Source organism: Desulfonatronum parangueonense, from assembly GCF_054656975.1.
Genome location: NZ_BAAHXH010000003.1, coordinates 1334303 through 1358470, shown reverse-complemented (window position 1 = coordinate 1358470; position 24168 = coordinate 1334303). Strand labels below are relative to the sequence as shown.

22 protein-coding genes and 1 pseudogene are annotated in these 24168 nt (G+C 55.3%); 20 read left to right on the top strand and 3 right to left on the bottom strand.

What is annotated here, in order from left to right; genetic code table 11:
- The first annotated feature begins 264 nt into the window (after positions 1 to 264).
- The 6 genes from ACYQ15_RS06300 to ACYQ15_RS06275 all read left to right on the top strand — a co-directional run bounded on the left by ACYQ15_RS06300 (position 265) and on the right by ACYQ15_RS06275 (position 10891).
- Positions 265 to 3066, top strand: coding sequence for an AMP-binding protein (locus ACYQ15_RS06300; RefSeq protein WP_459936676.1), 2802 nt, complete (start codon positions 265 to 267; stop codon positions 3064 to 3066).
- Positions 3067 to 3927: 861 nt separating this feature from the next.
- Positions 3928 to 4359, top strand: a complete 432-nt coding sequence (locus ACYQ15_RS06295) for an HPr family phosphocarrier protein (RefSeq protein WP_459936675.1) — start codon at positions 3928 to 3930, stop codon at positions 4357 to 4359.
- A gap of 27 nt (positions 4360 to 4386) precedes the next feature.
- A complete protein-coding gene (locus tag ACYQ15_RS06290; RefSeq protein ID WP_459936674.1) occupies positions 4387 to 4935 on the top strand; it encodes a hemerythrin domain-containing protein in 549 nt (182 codons plus the stop codon).
- A 252-nt stretch (positions 4936 to 5187) separates the two neighbouring features.
- A complete protein-coding gene (locus tag ACYQ15_RS06285; protein ID WP_459936673.1) occupies positions 5188 to 6525 on the top strand; it encodes a TolC family protein in 1338 nt (445 codons plus the stop codon).
- Positions 6522 to 7721 (top strand): efflux RND transporter periplasmic adaptor subunit, encoded by a 1200-nt coding sequence (locus ACYQ15_RS06280; protein WP_459936672.1) that lies wholly within the window; start codon positions 6522 to 6524, stop codon positions 7719 to 7721. The genes ACYQ15_RS06285 and ACYQ15_RS06280 overlap by 4 nt, the downstream gene beginning before the upstream one ends.
- Positions 7721 to 10891 (top strand): efflux RND transporter permease subunit, encoded by a 3171-nt coding sequence (locus ACYQ15_RS06275; RefSeq protein ID WP_459936671.1) that lies wholly within the window; start codon positions 7721 to 7723, stop codon positions 10889 to 10891. Before ACYQ15_RS06280 ends, ACYQ15_RS06275 begins: the two co-directional genes overlap by 1 nt.
- Positions 10892 to 11565: 674 nt before the next feature.
- On the opposite strand, the pseudogene ACYQ15_RS06270 reads toward ACYQ15_RS06275, so the two are convergent.
- Together ACYQ15_RS06270 and ACYQ15_RS06265 are read right to left on the bottom strand one after the other, a co-directional pair.
- A pseudogene (locus ACYQ15_RS06270) lies at positions 11566 to 11667 on the bottom strand (desulfoferrodoxin FeS4 iron-binding domain-containing protein); the annotation flags it as partial.
- 57 nt (positions 11668 to 11724) lie between these two features.
- On the bottom strand, positions 11725 to 12045 hold the full coding sequence (locus ACYQ15_RS06265; protein ID WP_459936670.1) for a hypothetical protein: 321 nt from the start codon (positions 12043 to 12045) through the stop codon (positions 11725 to 11727).
- A gap of 624 nt (positions 12046 to 12669) precedes the next feature.
- On the opposite strand from ACYQ15_RS06265, the gene ACYQ15_RS06260 reads away from it, so the two are divergent.
- Together ACYQ15_RS06260 and ACYQ15_RS06255 are read left to right on the top strand one after the other, a co-directional pair.
- Positions 12670 to 14151, top strand: coding sequence for a sensor histidine kinase (locus ACYQ15_RS06260; protein WP_459936669.1), 1482 nt, complete (start codon positions 12670 to 12672; stop codon positions 14149 to 14151).
- 243 nt (positions 14152 to 14394) lie between these two features.
- Positions 14395 to 15186, top strand: coding sequence for a response regulator (locus tag ACYQ15_RS06255; RefSeq protein WP_459936668.1), 792 nt, complete (start codon positions 14395 to 14397; stop codon positions 15184 to 15186).
- Positions 15187 to 15298: 112 nt separating this feature from the next.
- On the opposite strand, the gene ACYQ15_RS06250 is transcribed toward ACYQ15_RS06255, so the two are convergent.
- Entirely contained in the window at positions 15299 to 15637 is a 339-nt protein-coding gene (locus ACYQ15_RS06250) for a hypothetical protein (protein WP_459936667.1), read from the bottom strand.
- A gap of 615 nt (positions 15638 to 16252) precedes the next feature.
- On the opposite strand from ACYQ15_RS06250, the gene ACYQ15_RS06245 reads away from it, so the two are divergent.
- The 12 genes from ACYQ15_RS06245 (at position 16253) to ACYQ15_RS06190 (ending at position 23935) form a co-directional block, all read left to right on the top strand.
- The gene (locus ACYQ15_RS06245) at positions 16253 to 16444 is read left to right on the top strand and encodes a DUF1328 domain-containing protein (RefSeq protein WP_459936666.1); all 192 of its coding nucleotides are present in this window, start codon (positions 16253 to 16255) and stop codon (positions 16442 to 16444) included.
- A gap of 73 nt (positions 16445 to 16517) precedes the next feature.
- Positions 16518 to 16838, top strand: a complete 321-nt coding sequence (locus ACYQ15_RS06240) for a BON domain-containing protein (RefSeq protein ID WP_459936665.1) — start codon at positions 16518 to 16520, stop codon at positions 16836 to 16838.
- Between the two features lie 94 nt (positions 16839 to 16932).
- A complete protein-coding gene (locus ACYQ15_RS06235; protein WP_459936664.1) occupies positions 16933 to 17145 on the top strand; it encodes a DUF1328 domain-containing protein in 213 nt (70 codons plus the stop codon).
- 459 nt (positions 17146 to 17604) lie between these two features.
- A complete protein-coding gene (locus tag ACYQ15_RS06230; protein ID WP_459936663.1) occupies positions 17605 to 18807 on the top strand; it encodes an AI-2E family transporter in 1203 nt (400 codons plus the stop codon).
- Positions 18808 to 18811: 4 nt separating this feature from the next.
- Complete coding sequence (locus ACYQ15_RS06225; protein WP_459936662.1) at positions 18812 to 19045, top strand: ElaB/YgaM/YqjD family protein; 234 nt, start codon at positions 18812 to 18814, stop codon at positions 19043 to 19045.
- Positions 19046 to 19283: 238 nt separating this feature from the next.
- Positions 19284 to 19481 carry a CsbD family protein gene (locus ACYQ15_RS06220; RefSeq protein ID WP_459936661.1) on the top strand — a complete coding sequence of 66 codons (198 nt, stop codon included), beginning with the start codon at positions 19284 to 19286 and terminating at the stop codon, positions 19479 to 19481.
- A gap of 116 nt (positions 19482 to 19597) precedes the next feature.
- The gene (locus ACYQ15_RS06215) at positions 19598 to 19921 is read left to right on the top strand and encodes a hexameric tyrosine-coordinated heme protein (RefSeq protein WP_459936660.1); all 324 of its coding nucleotides are present in this window, start codon (positions 19598 to 19600) and stop codon (positions 19919 to 19921) included.
- Between the two features lie 233 nt (positions 19922 to 20154).
- On the top strand, positions 20155 to 20640 hold the full coding sequence (locus ACYQ15_RS06210; RefSeq protein WP_459936659.1) for a hypothetical protein: 486 nt from the start codon (positions 20155 to 20157) through the stop codon (positions 20638 to 20640).
- Positions 20637 to 20888: a hypothetical protein gene (locus tag ACYQ15_RS06205; RefSeq protein WP_459936658.1), complete on the top strand. Its 252-nt coding sequence runs from the start codon at positions 20637 to 20639 to the stop codon at positions 20886 to 20888. The genes ACYQ15_RS06210 and ACYQ15_RS06205 overlap by 4 nt, the downstream gene beginning before the upstream one ends.
- Positions 20889 to 21087: 199 nt before the next feature.
- Positions 21088 to 21567, top strand: a complete 480-nt coding sequence (locus tag ACYQ15_RS06200; RefSeq protein WP_459936657.1) for a TraR/DksA family transcriptional regulator — start codon at positions 21088 to 21090, stop codon at positions 21565 to 21567.
- Positions 21568 to 21670: 103 nt separating this feature from the next.
- Complete coding sequence (locus ACYQ15_RS06195; RefSeq protein WP_459935669.1) at positions 21671 to 23497, top strand: IS1634 family transposase; 1827 nt, start codon at positions 21671 to 21673, stop codon at positions 23495 to 23497.
- A 72-nt stretch (positions 23498 to 23569) separates the two neighbouring features.
- Positions 23570 to 23935 (top strand): BON domain-containing protein, encoded by a 366-nt coding sequence (locus tag ACYQ15_RS06190; protein WP_459936656.1) that lies wholly within the window; start codon positions 23570 to 23572, stop codon positions 23933 to 23935.
- The last annotated feature ends 233 nt before the right edge of the window (positions 23936 to 24168 follow it).

The window sequence follows — 24168 nt, the reverse complement described above, 5'->3', positions numbered from 1 at the left end:
TCGGCCGCACTGGGGTGCGGCGGTCCCGGGGTTTCCCGGGGGGGGGCGTCTGAAACATTTCCTCGTCTCAATATCAATTCATAAGAAATCATTCTTGTCCGACGATAACCAATGCATCCCGCGTCCTCTAGATTCACATAAAATATAATAATTCCGATTTTTTAGTCATCATCCATATTCTGGCACTCATATTGTTACCCCAAGGAATGAGCATTCCTTGTGCCAAAGGTAAATCATTGAATTCCATGGCTCCGGAAAACGAAAATGGACGGATACAGCAGAGAGGAACAGATGACCCGGAATTCCGAGAAGGTGAACAAGACTTTGACCAGTCTGGCGGACGATCTGGTTGCAGCGGGGGATGTTCCCGCGGTGATCAGGATGACTTCCGACGATATTGAACGACGAACCGCGCGCTTTATCGGCGAAACCGCCCTCAAGCTGGCCCGGGGGCTGAGCGAGCAGGGCATCGGGACGGGAGACAGGGTTCTTCTGCTCGCTCCGGCCTCGCCGGAATTCTTCATTGCAGCTCTGGCGATTTTCCGCGTGGGCGGGGTGATGACGCCGGTGGACATGCAACTGGGCGACGAGAATCTGGAACACGTGTTCAATGCCAGCAACGCGAAAATGGTGTTCGCCGCCGGAAGGGTCGCTCGTCGGCTGCGGCAACTCGACAATGTGCCGGATTTACCCACGTATCTGCTGGACCGGGACCAGGACGGGGAAGAAGACGGCGAACAAAGCTGGCGAAGTCTTGTGGTCGAGCCTCCGTCCGGCTCTGGGGCGGACACGCCACCCCAAAGCGATCCCGACGACATCGCGGTGCTGTTCTACACCTCGGGCACCACGGGCGCTCCCAAGGGAGTGCCCCTCTCACACAAGAACGTGATCTCCCAGATCCGGATGCTCGAAAATTCCGGGCTGCTGGCGGACAACGACCGGATCATGCTCCCGCTTCCCCTGCATCACGTCTATCCCGTGGTCATCGGGATGCTGGCGCCATTGGCCTTGAACGTGCCCATCGTTCTGCCCCATGCCCTGACCGGCCCCGCGATTTCCCGGGCCCTGCGCGAGGGCGAAGCGAGCATCGTGATTGGCGTGCCCAGGCTGTACCGGGCCCTGTTCAACAGCGTCCAGGACCGCGTGGCCAAATCCGGCCGCATGGCCGCCGCGGCCTTTCGCGGCCTTCTGAGTGTCTGCCGGTTCGGGGAGCGCTTCAACCTGGGGCTGGGGCGCAAGGTATTCCGCTCGGTCCACAAGCGCGCCGGTCCCAGGGTGCGCATTTTCGCCTCCGGCGGATCGCCCCTTGATCCGGATCTGGCCCGCGATCTGGAAGCCCTGGGATGGCCCACGGCCGTGGGCTACGGTCTGACCGAAACCTCTCCGCTGCTCACCCTGAAGAAGCCTGGAGAGGCGCATTATGCGTCGGTGGGTCAGGCGGTCCAGGGGGTGGAATTGAAGATCGATCCCTCGGCCCTGTCCGAAGCCGGCCCGAACGACAGCGGAGCAGGTAGGCAGGAACAGCGGGGCGAACTGCTTGCCCGCGGGGACAACGTCTTTCGCGGCTACGACGGCCTGCCCGAAAAGACCGAGGAAAGCTTCTCCGACGACTGGTTCCGCACCGGGGACATCGCGCACATCGATGCCGAAGGCTACGTCTACCTGCATGGCCGGGTCTCCACCATGATCGTCACGGAAAGCGGCGAGAACATCGATCCGGAAAAGGTCGAGGACGCCTATGAGGAAAGCGGCCAGGTGGATGAAATCGGGATCGTCGCGGATGAAGGCAGGCTGGCCGCGCTGGTGGTGCCGAACAAGGAACTGTTGCGCGAACATTCCGATGATCCGGAAAAGCTGGCCAAGATCATCCGCAAGGCCCTGAACGAGCGGGCTTCCGGTCTGCCTTCCTACCAGCGCATCTCCCGGGTCGAGGTGACGCGGGAACCCTTGAGCCGGACCCGGCTCGGCAAGCTCAAGCGCAAGCAACTCCAGGAAGCCTACGACGCCGTGAAAGCGGGCAAGGGGCACGGAAAAGCGCCCAGGAAGGAGCCGATGCCGATCAGCGAGATGCAGAGCGAAGACCGGGCCCTGCTGGGAGACGACCGGGTCCGAAAGCTCTGGGACATGCTGGTCCGGCGGTACCCGGATCAGCCGCTGTCGCCGGATGCCAGCCTGGAATTCGATCTCGGGGTCGATTCCATGGGCTGGGTGGAGCTGTCCATGGAGATCGAGGAAAGCGTGGGCGTTGCCGTGGATGAAACCTGGTTCGAGCGCATCCAGACAGTGCGCGAACTCATGGAAGAGGTCGCCGACTCCGAACAGGTTGAAGCCTCGGAGGGCAGGCAGCCGCTGCGGGAGCCGGAAACCGTGATTCCGGAAGAGCAACGCAGCCTGGCCAAGCCGCGGGGTTCGGCGGCCCACGCGGTGGCGGTGGTGTTCTATGCGCTCCTGATTGTGATCATGAAGATCTGCTTTCGCGTTTCCGCCAAGGGTCTGGAAAACGTGCCCCAAAAAGGGCGTTTCGTCCTGTTGCCCAACCACGTCAGTTACATCGATCCCTTGGCCATGGCCGTGGCCCTGGGCTACGGCCGGACCAGGCCATGTTTCTGGGCCGGTCTCTCGGAAATTCTGTACCGCAATGCCGTACTCCGCGCCCTGAGCCGTATCGGACAGGTGATCCCCATAGATCAGACCCTGGGACCGCTGTCCAGCCTCGCCTACGGCGCGCTGGTTCTCAAAGGCGGACATCCGCTGGTCTGGTTTCCTGAAGGCCAGCGTTCCAAAGACGGGGAACTGCAGCCCTTCAAGAACGGAATCGGCCTGCTGCTCGGCGAATACGATGTGCCGGTGATTCCCGTGTTCATCGAGGGAGCGCACCGGGCGCTGCCACCCGGACGCGCCATGCCGCGGTTCGTGAACATCGTGATCCATTTCGGCAAACCCATGGATTCAGCGAAACTGCGTGATGAAGTCCGCAAAAAAGGCGGGGACCAGGAACAACACAAGCTGATCACGAAGCGGTTGGAAGAGGAGATGGCTGCTCTGCGGGATCAGGTGCTGCAGTGATGAAGTGGGGAATCCGGCTGGAAGTGTTAAGCATGAGGAATTGAACCGCCCGCTTCGCTTGAGGCGCGGAGGACGCCAGGAAGATTTTTTGTAACTGCTCAATAAGGCAGGGCAACGAACCACCGCGGATCCGTGCTGCCTGGATAGCGGAACGCGCCGGCCTGCGCCGGTATGACGGAGTGGAGTACCTCGAAAGCGAGTTCTCTCGGTCGTCACCCCGGCGCAGGCCGGGGTCCAGGTGTTTTTTCTATGGTTCACTGCCCGGAGTTATTGAGTAGTTACGATTTTTTGACTTCCGCTGGAAAGATGCGGAAGCCAAAAGGGCTTCACTCCTGACAGCGACCATGCTTTTCACCTCCAGAGGGAGCAATCCTTTTGGAAAGCAGCTCTGTCCCTGCTTTCCAATAATGTTTTCCTTGGCGTCCTCCGCGCCTCAAGCGAAGCGGGCGGTTCATAATTTCTGCTGTCTCATTTCTTGAGAAAATAAATCTTGTTATTGTGGAATAGAGCGCATCCGAAACAGCCAGAGAATATTTTAAGCTGTAAATTCATGTTTGTAGCAAATGTTCAGCGGTGGCATTTTTCTTGTACTTCAATCATGGTCGACGTGGTCGGTGGTGGCTGATTACGTCAATTTGGGTAACTGCTCAAAAAAAGGTCGGGCACGGACTGCGCGTTACCCTTGAAGCTGGATTCCCGCCTTCGCGGGAATGACCTCAATGCGAACGTTTTTACAAGCACGTCATGCCCGCGAAGGCGGGCATCCAGACCATGCTTGCCACAGTTTATTGAACAGTTACTAATTTTGTCACATTTCAATCAATAAAAGTTCATTATTTCACGTAAAGGAGCAATACAAATATGATTGTCAGGCAAGTCACGATTCACGACCCGTATGGATTGCATGCCCGGCCTGCGGCCATGCTGGCCAGGAAGGCCAAGTCGTTTGATGCAGACATCAACCTGTGCGTAGAGAACAAGAAAGCGGATGCCAAGAGCATCCTGGATATTCTCGGTCTGGCCGTGGGACCGGGAATGGTGGTGAACATCGAGGCCTCAGGCAATGACGCCGGCATGGCCCTGGATGAGATCTGCGACCTTATCGGCAACGGCATGCGCGAGGAAAAGGAGCGCTTATTGGATCAAAGAAAATTTCCTGACAAAGACGTATTCCGGAATACGGTCCACGCGGCTGAAGAATTTGTCAAAAGCGAAGTGTTTCATGTTCAGAGCTACCTGCGTAATTCCGTTCGTGTCCAACCGGAGAAGACCGTGGAAAATTACGCCAGATAGCTGGTGAATGGAAAGAGGAGGTGCGTGATGCAGGCCCGTGGGCATTTGATGAAAGAACACCGGTTGATTGAGCGGATGATAACGCTGATCAAGGAAACAGTGGAGTATATCCGGAAAGGAAACCGGATCGACCCTGATCTGGTGGATGTTGCCGTTGATTTCATCCGGACCTATGCCGACCGAACGCATCACGGAAAAGAAGAGGATATTCTCTTCAAAAAACTTGACCAAAAGGGTTTGTCCACTGAAGACCGAAAAATGATGGACGAACTGATCGAAGACCATGTGTTCGGGAGAAAGATCGTTCGCAATATCGTAGAGGCCAATGAGCGGTATCGCAAGGGCGATGCATCCGCTCTGGAACAGATTGCGCAAAATCTTCAAGCTCTGGCTGAGCTGTATCCCGGACACATTGAAAAGGAAGACAAAGACTTTTTCCCGGCTTCCAGAAACTATTTCACCGACCAGGAAGACGAGGCCTTGCTGGAAGAGTTCCTGGAGTTCGACAGACAAATGATTCACGAGAAGTATGAATCCATAGTGGAGTCATACGCCAAGAAAGCGAATATCGGGTAGATTTCCAATCCTGCCCTGTTGATATAGGGACCATCGACTCAGGTTCCACACATCCATTTCCACCGCCGCACGGCTTCGGGCATCCAGCGCCAAATCCGCGAGATGTTCGAAGCAGGCGGCGGTATCCTCCTGCCCCTACCGGGGTTCAGCCGGGACAAGCTCCCGGCGCAATCGTAACCGCCCGACTGCAAGGGCGACATCCACTATGATTTCATGCCTGACAATCCAATTGCAAATCACGGATCTTCCTCTTTGAACGAAGCTTGTTTGCGCCGACTGCTGCATGTTCTTGTGGCGACGATTCTCGTGTTCACGTCCGGCGTTGCCCGGGCCATGGAACTCAGCTTTGAGAACGCCCTGGATCTGGCGCATCGCCATGCCACCGAGCTGCAAAGCTTGGCTGCCGAGCAGGCCATTGCCGAGGCCGGCCATACCCGTTCCGCCCAGGTCTTCCTGCCGCGTTTGACCGCCGACGCCACTTGGCTGCGCGCGGATTCCTCGCTCATCAACGACATCACGCTGCCCACGCTGACTCTTCCGCCCCGCCTGGTCACCCGGGATTTCGGCCCGGTGGAAGGGACGGTCAGCGCCCTCCAGGTGGTCCAGCCGCTGATCAATGTCGATGGCTGGAAAGTCCGCAAACAGGCCGGATTGGGTGTGGAAACGCGCCGTCTGGCCCGGGAGTGGGGCGCGGAAATGGTCCGCCTGGAAACGGCCCGGCGCTACTTTGCCGTGGCCGTGGGCGAGTATGCGGTCAATGCCGGCGTGATGGCCGTGGAGGCCTCGCATCAGGCCCTTGTGGCGGCCCAGCGGGCCTACGAGGAGGGATTTGTAGCGCGGCTGGACGTGCTGCGGGCGAATACGGAATACGAAACAAACAGGGCCCGGCTGATGGAGGCCCGGGGCGACCTGCACGAGGCGCGAACGGATCTGGCCACGTTTCTGGGGTTGCCGTCTTGGGAAGACCTTATCCTGACCAGCGATCTGCCTCGGCCCCTGCCCCCGACCGAGGTGTATCCCGCCGCGCCGCGCAAGGATCTGCTGGCCATGGAGACCAGGGTGGAAGCGGCCGCGGCGGGCTTGGAACGGGCCGGAGCGCGGTGGTTGCCCCGGGTCAATTTCCTGGCCCGCCAGCAATGGTTCGACAGCTCCAGGCCCATCGACACGGATGGCGACAGCTGGGTTGTGGCCGTGAATCTGCAGTGGACCCTTTTCGCCGGCATGGACCGGCAGGGAGACATTGCGGAGGAGCGGGCCCGAACCAGCCTGTCGCGCATCGAATTGTCCCAGGCCCGCCGGGAGGCGACCCGGGAGCAGGAAACCGCCTCCAGCGCATGGTACGCCGGCTGGTCCGCGTGGCAGGCATCCACCCTTGCCCTGGAATCCGCGTCCACCGCGGCAACCCTGGCCCGAAGGCAATACGAGGAAGGTCTCGGCAGCATGACCGATCTGCTGGCTGCCCAGGCCATTCTGCACCAGAGCCGGCTGGAACAGGTCCGATATCAGTACCGTGCGCTTGTGGCGTCCATGAGCGCCTACCTCAGCCATGGCCTGGATCCGCTCCTGGCGCTGTCCGGAGAGCGGCCATGAACCCAGCGGAGCTTCACCATGATCCATGGCCGCGCATCGCGGGTCGGCAATGGCGTGCCGAACGGCTCTCGTTCCGGGTTCGAATCCTCCTGACCGTGATTGCCGTGCTGATGCTGTGCGGCTGCTCAGAAGCCGGAAACGGGCAGCCCGTGACCGGGAACGAGGGGAGCGAGCCGGTGGTGGTGGAAACCGCCGAAGTGCAGCCCTGGCCCACGGAGACGGTTCGCCGGTTTCCCGGCGTGGTCCGGCCGGGACGGCGGGCAACGCTGAGCACGCGCATGAGCGGCGCCGTGAAGTCGATTCCCGTGCGGGCCGGGGAACAGGTTCAGGCCGGGGACCTGCTGGCAATCGTCGAATCCCGGGAAGTGGAGGCCGCCATTGCCGCTGCCGGGGAACAACTGACGGCCGCGCAAACCGCCCACGCGCAGGCCGTAAAGAACGTCCAGCGCCTGCAGCGGCTGTACAGCGAGGATCTCGTGGCCCGCAACCGGCTGGAGCAGGCCCAGGTTCGAGAGCAGGAACTCGACGCCGCGGTCCGGCAGGCAACAGCCGAACTGCAAGCGCAGCGTGTCAATCTGGACTACGCGAACCTTGCCGCGCCGTTTCCCGGCATCGTGAGCGAGGTCGCCATGGACGAAGGCGCATTCGTCGGACCCGGCACCCCGATCGTGATTCTGGAGGACCGCTCCACCTTGCGGATTGATGTGGTCGTGCCGACGCCCATCGCCCATCGAATGCAGACCGGAGAATCCCTCTCCGTGGCCAGTCCGTTGATGACCGAGCCCGTTCGGGCGGAATTCGTGGCCGTTATTCCCGCTCTGGAGGAGGCCGCGGTGGGGCAGCGTCTGCGCCTTGCCCTGGACGCACCGCCGGATGCACTGCAACCGGGTCATGTCGTGGACGTGCTGGTTCAGGACCGGGACATGGATGGCCGGGTTGAAGCGGCTCTGCCTGAAAACGCGCTGATCCGCCGCGGGCAGTTGAACAGCGTTCTGGTGGTGCAAGAGGAGAATGGCGAGAATGGCGGGCATGTCCTTGAACTGCGCTGGATCAGCGTCACGGCCAGGGACCATGGCGAGGGCGGTCTGGTTCCTGTCGCCCAGGGACTGCAGCCCGGAGAAATCGTCGTTGTGAACCCCTCTTTGGAACTTCGGGAGGGGCAACGGGTGATTCCGGAAAGGACGCCGACGCGCTGATGGAAAAACTGGGACTGGCCGGATGGATCGCGGATCGACTCCTTGATTCCCCATTGGTGCCGCTGTTCGTGATTTCCTGCCTCATACTGGGCGGCTACGGCCTGCTGGTCACGCCCCGGGAAGATCGCCCGGACATCGACGTGCCCACGGCCATGGTGATCATCCCCTGGCCCGGCGGCGGCACGGAACGAGTGGACGACCAGTTGGCGCGCAAGGCCGGATCCTGGGTCCGCCGCCTCGCCACGGTGACCGAAGTCCGTTCCAGCAGCACGGATCATGCGGCCTTGCTGGCCGTGGAGTTCGAGGCCGGCACCGCCGAATCCACGGCTTTCGCCGAACTGCAGGAAGTGTTCAGCGCCAACGCGGAACTGTTGCCCGTGGATGCAGGCCCGGTGGTGATCGAGACCTTCGGCGAGCAGCGCCTGGTCATGTTCATCGCCACCCTGAGCAGCCCAAGCCGTTCGCCCCGGGAACTGGAGCTGATTGCCGGAGAATTTGCCGCCCGCCTGGAACCGGTGGCCGGAGTCCGGAGCATTACCCGTCACGGCGGCGAGGCGCGGGCCGTGGAAGTCCTGCCGCGCCCGGAAGACATGGCGGCCCGCGGCATCCGGTTCCATCAGCTCGAGGAGGCCTTTGCCGGTCTCGCCGGACAGCTTCCGGCGGGCACGCTGGAAGATGCACCGGTGACCCGGGTCCGATCCGGAGCGAACATCGGCGACAGCCGGGTATTGGCGCGCATTCCCGTGGGGCAGGGGGATTTCGGCCCGGTCCACCTCGAAGACGTCGCGGACATTCGGGACGGCATTGAACCGCGCAAGGAGGCGGTGCTTTACTGGAGCCGCGATCAGGCCCAGGCATATCCCGCCGTGACCCTGGGGGTGACCACCCTGGCCGGGCGCAATGTCAGCGACGTGACCAACCGGGTTCTGGAACGGATGGAGGAGCTGCGGTTCGAGCTGCTCCCGGAGGATGTCCGGCTCACGGCGGGATATGATGCCGGCAAGGACGCCACGGAACGGGTGCGCAGGGTCCTGCGGCAGCTGCTGTCCGGAACCCTGGTGGTTGTCGGGATCATCTGGATCGGGCTGGGCTGGCGGGCCGCGGTGATCATTGCCATGATGATGCCCTCGTCCTTGGCCATCGTGCCCTATGTCTACAACCGGTTCGACTTCACCCTGAACCCCGTATCCATCGCGGCCATGATCCTGGCCATCGGCATTTTGTCCGACGATGCCGTGGTCATGCTGGAGAACATATCTCGGCAGTTTCGCAAGGCAGGCGAAAAAAGCCGGGAGTTGACCGTGCGGGCCGTGAACGAGGTTGGCAATCCCACCATCCTCGCCGACCTGCTCGTGGTGGCGACCCTGCTGCCCACGGCCTACATCACCGGCGAAATGGGCCAGTACATTCGGGCCATTCCCGTGGGCGCATCCGTGGCCGTGATGTTTTCGCTGCTCATTGCCCTGAGCATCACGCCGTATTTCGGCCTGCGCCTGCTGAAGGTCGACGCCTCCGCAAGCAAAAATGATCAGGAAGAGAACGGCGGCAAAGAAGGGGAGCGGTACACCCGGATCTACCGGGCCGTGATCGGGCCCTTTCTGGCTCGCGGACTTCTGCGCTGGATTTTGTATCTGGCTCTGGTCGTCCTGCTTCTGGCAAGCATTTCCATGGTCTGGTTCCGTCTGGTGCAGGTCGGACTGACGCCGCTTCTGGATCGCCAGGTGTTCGTCGTCCATGTGGAATTGCCCGCCGGATCAACACTCACCGAAACCCTGACCGCCACATCCGCCCTGAGCGGGCACCTCCGGGAACTGGAGGAAGTGCAGAGCCTGACCATCTATGCCGGCCTGGAAGGACCGCTGATCTATCCGCCCGCGGAAATCCCCGTGCCCCAGGACACGCCGCCGCATCTGGCCGCCGTCCATGTGGAGCTGGTTCCCCAGGAGGAGCGGGAGCGGCAAAGCTACGAAGTCGGCCGGGAAGTGGCCGGCCGGCTCGGCGACTGGCTGGCCCCGTACGACGCCTTCGGGTACATCGGTCGGATTCCCTCCGGTCCTTCCAACGACCGGGACATCACCGCGGAAATCTATGGGCCGGATGCCGAAGCCCGCGAAATCCTCGCCCAGCGCGTCAAACGCTCTCTGAGCCGCCAGCCCGGCGTGGTGGGGATTGAGATGATCCCGAGAGCGCCGCTGGACGTACTGAACATCGAGATCGACCCCCAGCGCGCCGCCGCCTACGGCGTCGTGCCCGGGGAGATTACGCGCACCCTGCGCCTGGCCGTGGAGGGCCGGCATGTGGCTGATCTGCCGGGCGTCGTGTCCCGAGATCCGGTACCCATCATCCTGCGGCTGGATGAAAACCGGCGCGCCAATGCCGATGCGCTTAGGGCGCTGCATGTTCCCGGCCGTACCGGAATGTCGGCGCCCCTGGAAGAAGTGGCTGATTTTCGTTTCCAGGCCGGTGATCCCGTCCGTTACCGTCGCGATCAGCTCCCGGTGATCACGGTCGTGGCGGATCTGGACCGTTCCATTGCCCAGGCCGTGACCGTGCAGCAGGATGTCCAGGAGGACCTGCGCCGGGAGTACGGCGAGGAGGCGATTCCCATAAGCTGGCTGTCACTGCCCGAGGACACCACGCATTCCAGCCTCTATTGGGCCGGGGAATGGGAAATGACCCGGGACGTGTACATCGATCTGGGGGCGGCCGGAGCGGTGGTGATGCTGATCATCTACGTCCTGCTGGCCGGATGGTTCGGGTCGTACGGCCTGCCGTTTCTGATCATGATGCCGATACCGCTGATCTTCATCGGCGTAATTCCGGCCCACTGGATCTGGGGCATCGACATCGCCGGAACGGGGATTCTGGGCGTCATCGCCCTGGCCGGAATCGTGGCCCGCAACTCCATCCTGCTGGTGGATTTCATCCGCAAACGCCAGGAGGAAGACATGGAATTGGGAGAGGCCGTGATCCAGGCCGGAGCCCAACGCACCCGGCCGATCATCCTCACCGCCGCAACCGTGATGTTCGGCAGCGGCGTGCTGATCTTTGAACCATCACTTGAACCTTTAGGCCTGACCCTGGCCAGCGGAGTCCTGATCTCCGTCCCCCTGACCCTGCTCCTGATCCCGGTCCTGTATTTCCACACCCACCAGGAAAAGAAAGACTAACTCCCGCCTTTTCTCCCTCGAAATCGCAATCGCAATCGAAATCGACTCTTCCTCTTCCCCCTTCGTGCTCTTCGTGCCCTTCGTGGTGAAATATTCCTCAGAGATTCAACCACGAAGAGCACGAAGGACACGAAGGGTGGGGTGCTTGAAATCAAGACATCCACCAGTGCGGCCAGACGATTTCGATTGCGATTTCGATTTCGATAAGAGCCGCAAGCCCCCTGGGACCGCCGCACCCCAGTGCGGCTCCATCATTCTCTATCCCCTTCGTGCCCTTCGTGGTGAAAAAATCTTCAGAAATTTAACCACGAAGAGCACGAAGGACACGAAGGGTAGGGTGCTTGAGATCAAGACATCCACCAGTGCGGACAGACGATTTCGATTTCGATTTCGATAAGAGTCGCAAGCCCCCTGGGACCGCCGCACCCCAGTGCGGCCAGCCTTGTTCCGCTCCTTCGTGCTCTTCGTGTCCTTCGTGGTGGAAAAATCCTCAGAGATTTAACCACGAAGGGCACGAAGGACACGAAGCGTTGGGTGCTTGAAATCAAGACATCCACCAGTGCGGCCAGACGATTACGATTTCGATTTCGATTCGTTGAAAAAAAAACGGCGCCCGGAGTGGTTTCTCCGGGCGCCGTGTTGGCTGACAAAGCAAAGCGGGGTTATTGCTTGACCATGGGAGCTTCGCAGCAGGACAGTTCGCCGCTGCCGGCTTCCTTTACTTCCACGACGTTGCCGCACATTTCACACTTATAGATTTCACCTACGTTAGCCATGATGCACTCCTTTCAGGTTAAAACATTAAAACTCATCAAAAAAAGACTTTATTCCAATCAGGCGGTCTGAGTTCCCTGAGCCGTCTGCTTGTACTTGGCGTACAGGTCGTAGACTCGTTTCCGCAATTCCTTGATCCGCTTGGACTCTTCCTTGGAAGCCCATCTCGGTTCGCTGATGGCGAACAGGTTCTTGTTCAGATCGTCGATGACATGCTCGATAGCCTCACACCATTCATCCGTGCAGACGCCTTGCATATTGGCGGCTTCGTCGATGTCCTTTTCCAGGTCGTTCAGCGACTCCTCCAAGGACGAAAGGAAGATATTCCAGGATTCCGCCGATTTCTTTTCATACCTCGACTTGACTACCGTGTCTGACATTTTTTCCTCCTACAATGGACAAAGGTTGATACCCGCATGAAATCAACTGCTGATGAAAATGTAGCGGATTCGATGTATCCCCTGTTTCCATCAAATATGATGCCAATGTCATGGCTGGATTATTTCTCTGGAATCACAAAACAAAAAGCGAAAAACATTCTGTGATGGTCATAAATTCCACAATTCTGATTCCATTTTCTTGAGAAAAAGGAATCAGGTTTTGAGGTTGTATTCTTCTTCCAAATGGCTGGAATTCTTAAAAAGTCATTCTTGAGTTTCAAGAATAGTGTGTCATGTGCAAAAGGATATTTTATAAAAATAAAATATTCAGATAGGTTAAGTCTAGTCCAACTTTGGCACTCAATTTGATTAGCCATGGTCTGAACAGCGACAAAATTGAGTGTTGTTGATGAACGAAAATAATCACTATTTTGCACCTATGCAAAGCCATGAGGATGCACACACATGATGGAAACAAATGCAAAAGGGAAATATAAAGGGAAATTGGTGAATGGAAACAAGGGCGACGCCCACCAATTTTCCGTTCCATGCTCCTGCGATAATGTCCATGAGATCAAAAAGGTGAAAAGAAATCATCTTTCTCAGGATGATGGAGTAAAAAAGATGCCTCGCTCCATATTGCGCCCGCGCAAGATTTTTCAGGTTCCGCGTTCGGAAGGACCATCGCGGACGAATAACAAATCAATGCCGGCGTTGGAACAGTTTCCACCTCTGCAAGGGTATATTCCCTTGGACTATCGGCACGACGGAATCGATGATGGGACATCGTGGATAGATGTCGCGGAAGTGCTTGAGGGCGCTGAACGTGAAAATGTCCATCACCTGCTCTTGGATGAACCAGGCGAACTGCATGAGCGCATCCTGGACAAAATATGGGCGCTGTATCTGGATAATGCACCAGTCGAACAAAATAATACGGCTTTGACCTTCCGCGGCGAAACCGGCGGTGACGAATCCATTCCGCGGGACGATCCGGCGACGGTCTCGAGAGGTTGGGTTGTCGAATCCGGCGAAACGCATCGCGAGCGCAAACTGTCCAGCCTGCTGAATGCAATCAGCGACACATTGCTCCTGGTCTCGCCGAAGTTTGAACTGTTGTGGTCCAACCATTTCGGAATTCATGGATCCAGTGGCGAGGCTGCAGACGGCGTATGGAAATATTGCCTGAAAATGCTGCGCGAGGGCGCGACTTCATCCAATGGCTGCCTGGTCCAAAGGTGTTTTGAAGCGAAAGATAAGGTGATCGATATCGTCAACCATGATGGAACGGCACTGGAGATAAAGGCCTACCCCATCAGCAACGGCGAGCATGGCGGCAGCGTTTTGTTGTGGGTCAGCGACGTGACCGAGAAGATGGTCCTGGAGGCGGAACGCATTCAGGCCGGAAACCTGGCCGCGGTGGGCGAATGGGCTGCCGGAGTCGCGCATGAAATCAACAACCCCATCATGGGAATCATCAACTACGGCCAGATCCTGATCAACGAATCCGCCCCCGACAGTCTGGAAAAGAACCTTGGCCGGCGCATCGTCAAGGAGGGTGAACGGGTCGGCCGGATCGTCAACAACTTGCTTTCCTATGCTCGGGACAGGCAAAATGAACAGACTCCGGCCCAGGTTTCGGCAATTCTTGAGGAAACCATTATTCTCACTCGAACCAAGCTGCGAAAGGATGGCGTGTACCTGAAGGTCGACCTTCCCGACGATCTTCCGGAAGTGGATGTCAACTTTCAGGAAATCCAGCAAGTTTTCATCAATATCATTACCAATGCGCGTCATGCCCTGAATGAAAAATATCAGGGTCGGCATGACAACAAGCGCCTTGAAATCCGAGTCGAACAGATCCACGTTCATGATCGGCCGCATGTCAGGATCGATTTTCTGGACTACGGGGTTGGAATAGCTCCCGAAAATCTTGATCGGATCACCAAGCCGTTCTTCACCACAAAACCTTCCGGAACAGGAACCGGGTTGGGATTGAGCATCGCCGGAAGAATCATCTCCAATCATGGCGGCCGGCTCTATTATGAAAGCACGGAAGGCGAATATACAAGATCAATCATCGAGTTGCCGTTATCGACGGCTTGATGATCGAATCAATTGATCAGTTCGTCTTGCAATGAATGGAAATATGTGTAAGCAATATATCATCCGTTTGTGTGGAAAGTAAAACAGAGCAGATATCTTCAATTTATCATAGCGGAGGGGCTGTGAACAACCGGCATGGTCGTGTATGACACTGTGTCCTCGCGGTCGAAACCGAATCGATTCGAAGCCGGATGTAGCATCACCCTGAACCCCCCCCTTTTTTCATATATAATGGAGGTTGCAATGCAGTCGAAAGAAAAGGTCGTCATCGTGGTTGGGCCGCAAATGTTCAGAGAGTTCCTGAGAACGATGCTGGAGGCCAAGGGGGACCTTGAAGTGGTCGATGAAGTGTTCGACGGCATGGAAGCCATCGAGACTATCAAAAGTCATGCACCAAACTTGTTGCTGCTGGATCTTGCGTTGCCGCGACTGAGCGGGGTGAGTGTCCTGAATGCAGTCCGGGATCAATTTCCGGACATGAAAATCATGATTTTGACCGATTACAAGGCGGATCAGTACGTGCTGGAAGCCTTTCAGGCCGGTGCGAACGGGTACTGCATCAAGGACGCGAGCAGGGAGGAACTGCTTTTGGCCATCGAAAGCGTCATGGCCGGACACAAGTTCGTGAGTCCGGGTATTGCCGGCAACGTGGTGGATGGGTATCTGGACGGCCGCAAGAAAATCAAGGAAAGCAGCGACTGGGACTCCATCACCCAGCGGGAACGAGAAGTGCTCAAGCTGCTGGCCGAAGGGTACAAAAACAAGGAAATCGGGGCCATGCTGCATATCAGCTGCAAGACGGTTGAAAAGCATCGTTCCAACATCATGAACAAGCTCGATCTGCACAACGTCGCCGCACTGACCACCTTTGCCATTGATCATGGACTGGTCAATGGAAATGCGAACTCCTTCATCTTTTCCGCGGATTCCCCCTTGATGACTCCCACCTCCAGCAACAGCAACAGCGGCAACTTCAATCGCCGACATTCCGACTTCGTGCCGAATCTGAAAAACGAACTGGCAGCTTCTCGATAACCCGAGGCAGAAACTCAAACGGCAACCCGGATGATCCCGGGTTGCCGTTTTCGGGTGTTTGGCTTCGCTCTTCTTTACGTCCCCTGCGCTTTTGCGCGTGGGCAGTCATTCATCAAAAAGTATGCTCCAGACTGATGGACTGATTTTCAGCATCCCGTGATCGATTGGAATCAGGAGACTGAAGAATAATTCCATGTGTCCGGCTGCTTTTCCTGCTTTTTGAGTAGAGGTGATACCCCTTCATTTTCAGCTTGTTGATGACATGAATCGATCTGTTCAGGTCATTGATGACGTGTTCCACCGTGGCGCAACATTCCTGGGTCAGGCATTCATTCTTTGCCGCCTCGTCAATGTCCATTTCCAGTTCCTTCAGGGATTGCTCCATAAATGCAAGATGAGCGTTCCATGATTTGGCCCACTGTTTTTCATACTTCTCCAGAATCAGCGGCATGTTCATCTCCTTAGGACATAATAATTAGGTTCATCCGGCTGAAGCTATTTTTCTTACGCTTTAGGTGGAACTGCTCAGCGCACCTTATGTGATTTACCTTCGGCAATCGGGGTCGGTTGTAGTTACCTTTTCGGTTTCATTTTGTCCTGGGTCATCGCAGCAGGGCAGCAGGTGGTCCACTCCCGAACGAGAATCAAGGCAAGCCGGATTTTGAATGAAAATTGACCATCAATAATAATGCCATTGGTGACGAACTCTTAGTAGATTGAATTTGCTGGAGAATGATTATTCCGAGGTGCGCCTGTGAGCTGTCGTTCTTAACGATCTTTGTGCAGTTATTGAGAAATGAGAACAGGAATGCCGCTGCAGGTGGATGAAGAGTAAGTTCACCAGAAGTGCGATATCACGATTATAGATCAGATGGACAGGCATACCTTCTTGTTGGATAAGAAATACATATTTCCCCTACTTGTTCCGGGTACTGAAAATATACGATAAGAAAATCAAGTGTTAATTGCTCTTAGGTGAAGTTTTTTGCCGTTGTCATAACGCATGTTTCATCGAATGAGCCAATTGTTGTAGAGGAAAAAGTCAATTCAACCAGAGGAGGTGCATATGCTGTATTGGGCGGTTATTTTTCTGGTTATTTCCATTGTCGCGGCACTTTTTGGCTTTACCGGCATTGCCGTGGCCAGTGCGGAGATCGCGAGGATTCTTTTCTTCATATTCATCGTGATTTTTCTCGTCCTGCTCATCACCGGACTTATGCGTCGACCACGTGGACCATCGGGAACGCATCATCCATGACTGCTGTTCGTCAATCTGCCGTGTATCAATGTGTTGTCAATATTTTATTCACGTTTAATCAAAGGAGAATGTCATGTTGAATGTTAAGAAAATGTTGGGATTTGGTTTTGTTTTGATGATTCTTGCCTCTCTGCTTGCCTGCCAGACTCCCGCGGGACGGACGCCCGGCGAGTTTTTCGATGATTCAGGCATCACGACACGTGTCAAATCCGCCTTGCTGGCTGATGATTCAATCAGCGGATTTGCAATAGGCGTCAAAACCTTTGAAGGTCAGGTAAATTTAACCGGCGCGGTGGATACTCCCCAGCAGAGACAGCGGGCTGGTGAACTGGCCGCCAATGTGGATGGGGTTCGTCAGGTCAACAACCAGATTATTGTCCGGCAACAGCAGTAGCTGTGCCAAGTTCCGGGAACCTGCCATTGTGTCTTCACTATGGGACGGTTCCCAGAATCCAACAATAAACACGATAACACACAAGGAGCATGATATGCTGAGCTGGGCGCTACTGTTTCTGATCATCGCAATCATTGCCGGAATACTTGGTTTTTCCGGAGTTGCCGGTACCGCCTCCTGGATTGCTCAGGTCATCTTTGTGGTTTTCCTGATTTTGTTGATTTTGAACCTGCTGTTTGGCGGGACACGGGTCGCGGCACTGGATTTGGCCCTGTTGCATCAATTTTTGCTTCCGACAACATGCTGACCATGCATTATCAGCGGTAGTGCATTCACCCATAGAACAAGGAGTAGCGTTATGCCTATCATTTTATGGCTTCTTGGAGTACCTTTGTCTTTGATCATCATTCTCTGGCTCCTCGGTGTATTCTAACTTGTACATCTTAACTACTCAGCTGCGTTCCGGATTGTCTCGACTTTTCGGCATTGCAACTCCTTCGCCGGCTTCGGAACATCCAACCATTGCTCGAACAAACCTCATCTGGCGCTTCTGGCGTTGGACGATAAATCGATGAACGAATCCTGGCTCAGTCAGACAGGCAATGCCGAAAAAACGAGACAATCCGGAACGCTTCTGACCTATCCTGAAAGTGCTGAGTAGATCCGAACATTCAAATGTTGATCCGCATCTGGAGCCGGTTGCCGACAGGCGGCAATCGGAACCAATTTTTGATCCTTGACCCATAAATGGTGATATAACAGCAGAATGAATGAAATCAGAGACAATGCTCTGAAAAAGATGCAACAAAACGGCCCAAAGGAAGAGCCCAGGCTGTTTAGTGAAACGGATTACCGTATTTTTCGCGCAACAGCCGTTCTCGCATCGGTCGTCGCGTTCATTGGTTTGATCATACTGGTTCTCTGGGTCGTCAGCATCGTATTGTCCCAGTTCTATTCGCTGCTGTTGCCATTGGCCGTGGCCGGCGTTCTGGCCCTGGTTCTGGATCCGGTCGTTCGTTTTTTTCAGGATAAACTGCGAGCGAGCCGTCTGGTCGCCGTAATCATTACGACCATTCTGCTGCTGATTATCCTCGCCGCGGTCTTGATTCTGGCGCTTCCGGAAATGCTTGCCCAGATAGGTGAATTGATCCGGATCGGACCGGACTATCTGACGGGATTATATGAATCCTTTCAAAAAACTTTTCCAAACCTTGTGAACACCATTGCTGCCAAGATTGAAGCAGCGGAAATCGACATCTTCGGATTCGACATTGAGCCGTTTATCGAGCGAATGCAGAGGTACACCGGAGTACTCATCGTCATGCTGTTCGTCCCGTTGTTTTTGATTTTCATGTTGATCGACGGGCACAAATTCAGAAAAACTGCCCCGGAATTGATTACCGTGCTGGGTCAAAAACAGCAGGATGAAATCATGTTTCTGACGAACATGTTCATCGGGTATGTCACTGCATTCTTTCAAGGCCAGTTGGTTATTGCGCTGCTCATGGGAATCATGATGGCAATCGGGTTCACATTGATCGGACTGCAGGCGGCGATTCTGCTCGGCCTTGTCCTGGGCCTGCTGAACATCGTTCCATTTCTCGGAGTGATTGTCGGCCTGACCCTGGCTCTTCCGGTGGCCTGGATTCAACCGGACGGTGGATTGCATCTCGTGGGTCTGACTTTGGTCGTCTTTGGTGTGGTTCAGGTCATTGAAAGCTGGGTGCTCACGCCCAGGATCATGTCAGAAAAGTCAGGGTTGCATCCAGCAATCGTAGTCATATCTCTCTTTTTCTGGGGGATCGTTTTGGGCGGGATTATCGGGATGATCCTGGCTGTTCCGATTACCGCGTTCCTGGTCTCGGCCTGGTGGCACATCAAGGCCAAGTACCTGACCACTGTGGTCATCGCCTCGGAGCATGATGCAATTGAGGTGGAGTTGAAACAACACATTGATCTAAAGGAGTAAAATCATGAACAAGACCGTTGATCAGGTTTCTGAAAAAACGCACGAAGCCGTTGATTTCGCGGCACGAATGGCAGGGGAGGCGGAACACCGGCTTCGCGACGTCGCGGAACAGGCCCAACATGGATCACATGATTTGATCGAGGCGGTCACGGAGTACGTCAAGGAAAATCCTCTGACCGCTCTCGGCATTGCCTTCGTGGCCGGCAGCCTGCTTTCGAATTTTACGCGTCGCCGGTAGCAGCGCCACAGTTTTTGGCTTGGAGCGTTCAATAACGTTTTTTCTCAGTCACGCTGGGTAGCCTCTTCCGGAAACCGGCTTTCGCCGATGTAACTTTTAGGGTCTGCCTTTTCGGTCCGCAAGAAACTGCCTTTGTCTGTCATTTCGACGAAAGTCGGAATCCAGGTCTTTTCAGGGCAGTTCAACGCTCAGCCTTTTTAAGCAGTTACACGATAACATTCTAGCCTATGGAGGTCACATGAACTGGGATAAAGTGAAGGGAAACTGGTCGCAGGCAAAAGGGACGATCAAATCCAAGTGGGGAAAGTTGACCGATGACGAATTGACTCAGATCGACGGCGAGCGGGAAAAGTTCATTGGCAAGATCCAGGAAAAATACGGCATTGCTCGGGATGAAGCCGAAAAACAGGTCGATGATTGGACGAAGAACTACTAGCGTCTGCGGAGTGTGCCACTTCAAAGTGGCACACTCTTTTGCGGACTTGCGGCCGTTGATCATCGTCGTGTTGCTCGACTTGCGGCAAGCGTGACAAATTGATCAGGAAGGTTGAAATGCGTTCGATTACATCAATAATGGCGGCTTTGGTGTTGATCAGTCTGGTTACAACAACCCTTCTCAGTGCGGAACAAGAGGCTCAGGAAGCTGTTGCCGGGCAGCTCAGCCTGATCACATCCACGCCTGAAGAAGGATTCCAGTTGGCCCTGGTCCTGGCCCGGAAAGGCGTGACCGAAACCCAGCGCGACAAGGAAGTGTTGGAAACGCTCCGGCCGGCGTATGCACATGATCCGGACAGCCTCATCGCCGCGTCACATGTGGTTGCCGTCCATTTCCAGACCATTGCCGCGGCCAACAATTACTGGCGCGACAATGACTGATGTAACTACTGATGTAACTACTCGGCTCATTCGAGAAAAATTGGACTGGATACCGGCCTTCGCCGGTATGACTTAACTTGGAAAGTACGTGGTACGATACGTCATTCCGGCGAAAGCCGGAATCCAGCTCTGGCGAGTGACCACAGAGTATGTGCTGAATAGTTACCGACTGATCAGGATTCAGATTCCAGAGTAAGATGATAATTTGCAGTCAATGATCCAGGAGAAACGATATGGACCACGTACAGCAGGAACAGCGGGAAAATGTCTCGCCGGCGGAAGGGAAGACGCCGGCTGATCCGCCTTCTGAAAAGGACTATTCTGCGGTATTGCAAGACATCGCCCGGACCAGCGGCGCCATGTTCACGGACCTGCTGGATCTGTTCGCCACCGAGCTTCGCCTGGCCGGCCGGTCAATGGCCGCCATGCTCATGTTCGCCGTGGTACTCGCCGTGGTTGTCCTCAGCGCCTGGCTGCTGATGAACGCCGTCGTGGGGGTGTGGCTCGTCTGGAGCCAGGTTTTCAACCTGATTCAGGCTCTGTTCTTCCTGATCTTCGTGAATATCCTGCTGGCCGTGACCATTGCCTTTTCCATCATCCGCCTGTCCCGCAACCTGACCTTCCAGGAGTTCTCCGGAGCAGTCCGGGATCTGATTCCGGCCAAGCCGGTAGAGGACGACAAGATTCCAACTCCACCAAAAGAGGATACTGCATCGTGATCAAAAAATTTCGAACCCTCTCCCAAAAACGTCGCATGCTGCGGGAACAGATTCAGGCTCGACACGGTGAACTTCATCTCAGCAGGCAGCTTCTGGTCGAGAAGACGCACCAGTATCTCGGCACGAAACATGCTGTCACCCAGGCTTTCGTCGTCGGCTATCTCGTCGATCAACTGCGATCCCTGATGCCCGGCAAACTGACGCAGCTCAGGTTCTATCTGCCCTGGGTGATGCGGTACATGCAATGATGGAAAAACGTAACTACTCAGCAGAGCCAGAATATAGATCTGGATAGCGATAGCAGGCCTTCGCCGGTATGACTAACATGGGAAACGGCTTGCTCCGATCCGTCATTCCGGCGAAAGCCGGAATCCAGAGCTGGGGACTGGTCATGCACCGTATGTGCTGAATAGTTACGGAAAAACAAGAAATAACCTCGGAGAAAGCATGATTCCAAAAGACACCATCGAAAAAGCAAACCAGCTTCTTCTGAAGCGACGTGAAGATCTGCGCGAGATGCGCCGGGAGAACGAGGAAGCCAATTTGCGACTGAGCGAACCACAAGTGGAGTTCGAGGAGCGGGCGCAGCAGGAAAAGATGCAGCAGGAACTGGAGGGATTGGACCGGCGCAACCGGGATGAACTCAATGCCGTGAACATGGCGTTGCAGCGGATCGGAGCCGGAACGTTCGGGCTGTGTCTGGAATGCGGTGAGGAAATTTCCGAAAAACGCCTGCTGGCCATCCCCTGGACCGCCACATGTATCGAGTGCGCCGGCGGTGGAACGGCGGACATCGCACCGCCGGTGGTGGAACTGGACGAAGAGGAGGAAAGCGAGCAGCCGATGAATGAAACCTATCCCAAGTTTACTAATTGCTGGGCCCAAAACCATTTTTTCGGGTCATTTTCAGGCAGACTCCGAATGTAAGCATTTAATATAATTAACATGAGCTTCCAGGAAAGGTCGTTGTAGTGCCCATATGGATAGCCTTGGGGGTTGCCAAGCCTCGTGAGTATGCTACAATGGCCCGATGTTTATCCGCGAAAAAGTCAAACAAAACAAAAACCCGAAGAAAGTTTATCATGCTCACTTTCTCGTAGAGTCCATCAGAACGGTCAATGGCCCAAGGCAGCGAACAATTCTCAAGCTGGGAACGCTCTCGTTGCCCAAGGAGAAATGGAAAGCTCTGGCCAATCGGATCGAGGAGATTTACCTCGGATCCCAAAACTTTTTACAAGTCGATCCTGAGGTTGAACCACTGGCGAGCCACTTTGCCAGGCTCCTGATCCAACAAAAAATCGCCGAGAAACAGCAGGCTCCGCAAGAAGATAAGGGAGGCCCGGATTATTTGACCGTAGATGTCAGTGAACTCTCCTCTTCACCGGCGAAGTCGGTCGGGGCGGAACATGTCGGCGTGCATGCCATGCAACAGCTCGGTTTTTTTGATCTCTTCAAAGAACTTGATTTAACGAGAAGGCAGTCCGACTTGGCGACCTTGTCCATCGTAGGCCGACTTGTTCATCCCTGCAGCGAGAACGAACTCAAACGCTTTGCAAAAGAAAACAGCGCGTTAGACCTGATCCTGAATACCGATTTTTCAAGAATCGGCCAAAATGAACTCTACAATGTTTCGGATCTGCTCTTTGAAAACAAAGAGCACATTGAATCCTTTTTGCGCAATCGCGCCAAGAAAGTGTTCTGTCTTAAGGAAACCATCATCTTATACGACTTGACGAACACGCATTTTGAAGGCGCGGTCAAGCAATGCTCCAAGGCTCATCGAGGACGATCCAAGCAAAAGCAGCATCAAAGGCCGCTGGTGACGCTCGGCCTGGTCATGGATGAACTTGGTTTCCTCAAGTCCAGCAAAACCTTCGACGGTAACGTCGTCGAAGCTCATACTTTCCAGGAAATGATCAAGGATCTTCATCAACAATCCCAAGGACTACGACCGGTTTTACCGCTTTACAAGCCTACGGTGGTCATGGATGCCGGAATCGCCACCGAAGAGAACCTTGCTTTCCTCAAGGAACAAAATTTTGCGTATATTGTCGTATCTCGCAAGAAATACAAAGAAATTCCTGAAGGAGAGGCCGTCTCCGTTAAAGACGGCGTCACGGTCAAATCCTTCACTCAGGATGATGAGGTGATCCTGCATTGTCAAAGTCAATCCAAAGAACAAAAAGAACAGGGTATCGTCACAAAAGCTAAAGACAAGATGGAAGCCGAACTCAAGGCGTTGCGCGAGGGCCTGAGTCAGAAAAACAAGCTCAAAAAATACGTCAAGGTCCTGGAAAAGATCGGTAAGCTTCGCAAACAGTATTCGCGAGTCTCCAAAGCCTTTGAAATCAACGTCACACAAGATGAAGACTTGGCCGTGGATCTCGTATGGACCTATGATCCGAAAAAACTGGGCAAACCCTACGACGGCAGCTACTTTCTGCGTACAAGTCGCACCGACCTCGATCCGGCCCGGATATGGGAGGTCTACATCATGCTGACGATTCTGGAGGGAGCCTTCCGTCACATGAAGAGCGAACTTGGCCTGCGTCCGAACTTCCACCGAAAAGAGGACCGCATCGAGGGTCACATGTTCATAACCGTGCTGGCCTACCACCTCTTGCATTGGATCGGGTACAGGCTCAAAAAGGCGGGCATGTGCAGTTCGTGGACAGGGATCAGGGAAACCCTTGATACCCATCGTCTTCTGACCACCAGCATGCCCGTCAAGGATGGTGGAATTGTGAGTATTCGGCACTGCACAACTCCAACGGTCGAACAAGCGAAAATCTACAACGTCTTGGGCGCTTCGGGGATGCCAATCAAAAAAACGAAGGTGGTCACGAAACAAAAGTAGTGCCTACGAGATGCCGCAAATCCAACGTAACACGCTAAAATAAAATGAATAATCTTCAACGCATTAGTAAACTTGGGCTATGAGGGGCTGTTCGACGAGGAATTGAGCAGCGCCATCATGGAACATCTGCGCCATGATCGTCGGGTCGAACTCGACGACCTGCAGATCGACTGCGACGGCCAAAAGGTGATTTTAACGGGAGCCCTGCCAAGTCGGGAGCGGGTCGAACTGCTGCATGAAATACTGGAAGATGTTTTCGGTGTGCATGATATCGAGGACAACCTGCGCATCGATCCCGAAGCCTGGGAAAGGGCGGATCGCACCCCCGGAGTGGACGTCCCCGAACGCAGCGACGAGGAAGACCTTCTCGAAGGCGAACCCGGAGAAAGCGAATATTTCGTCTCCATCAAGGACGGTGAACCCGTTGACCCGAATTGAACTATTTTCATCCCTCAATCGCAGGATTCCTCCAATCCAAATCGAAATCGTAATCGAAAAAGATTCGTAACTACTCAGCACACTTTTATGTAAATCTGTCTCCGGCAATCGGGGTCGGAGTCGGTATCGGAATCGGGTTCGAGAACGTTGAGGCTCCCTCCGTACGGCTTCGTTTCCGATCCCGATACCGATACCGACAGCGAGTCGAACTGGGCTGCGGTGGTGCCGGACTG

Coding starts and splice junctions, on each gene's coding strand:
- ACYQ15_RS06280 (WP_459936672.1), top strand. CDS start 6,522: ATGAACCCAGCGGAGCTTCACCATGATCCATGGCCGCGCATCGCGGGT.
- ACYQ15_RS06265 (WP_459936670.1), bottom strand. CDS start 12,045: ATGTCAGACACGGTAGTCAAGTCGAGGTATGAAAAGAAATCGGCGGAA.
- ACYQ15_RS06215 (WP_459936660.1), top strand. CDS start 19,598: ATGCGTTCGATTACATCAATAATGGCGGCTTTGGTGTTGATCAGTCTG.
- ACYQ15_RS06220 (WP_459936661.1), top strand. CDS start 19,284: ATGAACTGGGATAAAGTGAAGGGAAACTGGTCGCAGGCAAAAGGGACG.
- ACYQ15_RS06250 (WP_459936667.1), bottom strand. CDS start 15,637: ATGCCGCTGATTCTGGAGAAGTATGAAAAACAGTGGGCCAAATCATGG.
- ACYQ15_RS06225 (WP_459936662.1), top strand. CDS start 18,812: ATGAACAAGACCGTTGATCAGGTTTCTGAAAAAACGCACGAAGCCGTT.
- ACYQ15_RS06195 (WP_459935669.1), top strand. CDS start 21,671: ATGTTTATCCGCGAAAAAGTCAAACAAAACAAAAACCCGAAGAAAGTT.
- ACYQ15_RS06295 (WP_459936675.1), top strand. CDS start 3,928: ATGATTGTCAGGCAAGTCACGATTCACGACCCGTATGGATTGCATGCC.
- ACYQ15_RS06255 (WP_459936668.1), top strand. CDS start 14,395: ATGCAGTCGAAAGAAAAGGTCGTCATCGTGGTTGGGCCGCAAATGTTC.
- ACYQ15_RS06210 (WP_459936659.1), top strand. CDS start 20,155: ATGGACCACGTACAGCAGGAACAGCGGGAAAATGTCTCGCCGGCGGAA.
- ACYQ15_RS06235 (WP_459936664.1), top strand. CDS start 16,933: ATGCTGAGCTGGGCGCTACTGTTTCTGATCATCGCAATCATTGCCGGA.
- ACYQ15_RS06230 (WP_459936663.1), top strand. CDS start 17,605: ATGAATGAAATCAGAGACAATGCTCTGAAAAAGATGCAACAAAACGGC.
- ACYQ15_RS06200 (WP_459936657.1), top strand. CDS start 21,088: ATGATTCCAAAAGACACCATCGAAAAAGCAAACCAGCTTCTTCTGAAG.
- ACYQ15_RS06275 (WP_459936671.1), top strand. CDS start 7,721: ATGGAAAAACTGGGACTGGCCGGATGGATCGCGGATCGACTCCTTGAT.
- ACYQ15_RS06240 (WP_459936665.1), top strand. CDS start 16,518: ATGTTGAATGTTAAGAAAATGTTGGGATTTGGTTTTGTTTTGATGATT.
- ACYQ15_RS06260 (WP_459936669.1), top strand. CDS start 12,670: ATGCCTCGCTCCATATTGCGCCCGCGCAAGATTTTTCAGGTTCCGCGT.
- ACYQ15_RS06245 (WP_459936666.1), top strand. CDS start 16,253: ATGCTGTATTGGGCGGTTATTTTTCTGGTTATTTCCATTGTCGCGGCA.
- ACYQ15_RS06290 (WP_459936674.1), top strand. CDS start 4,387: ATGCAGGCCCGTGGGCATTTGATGAAAGAACACCGGTTGATTGAGCGG.
- ACYQ15_RS06300 (WP_459936676.1), top strand. CDS start 265: ATGGACGGATACAGCAGAGAGGAACAGATGACCCGGAATTCCGAGAAG.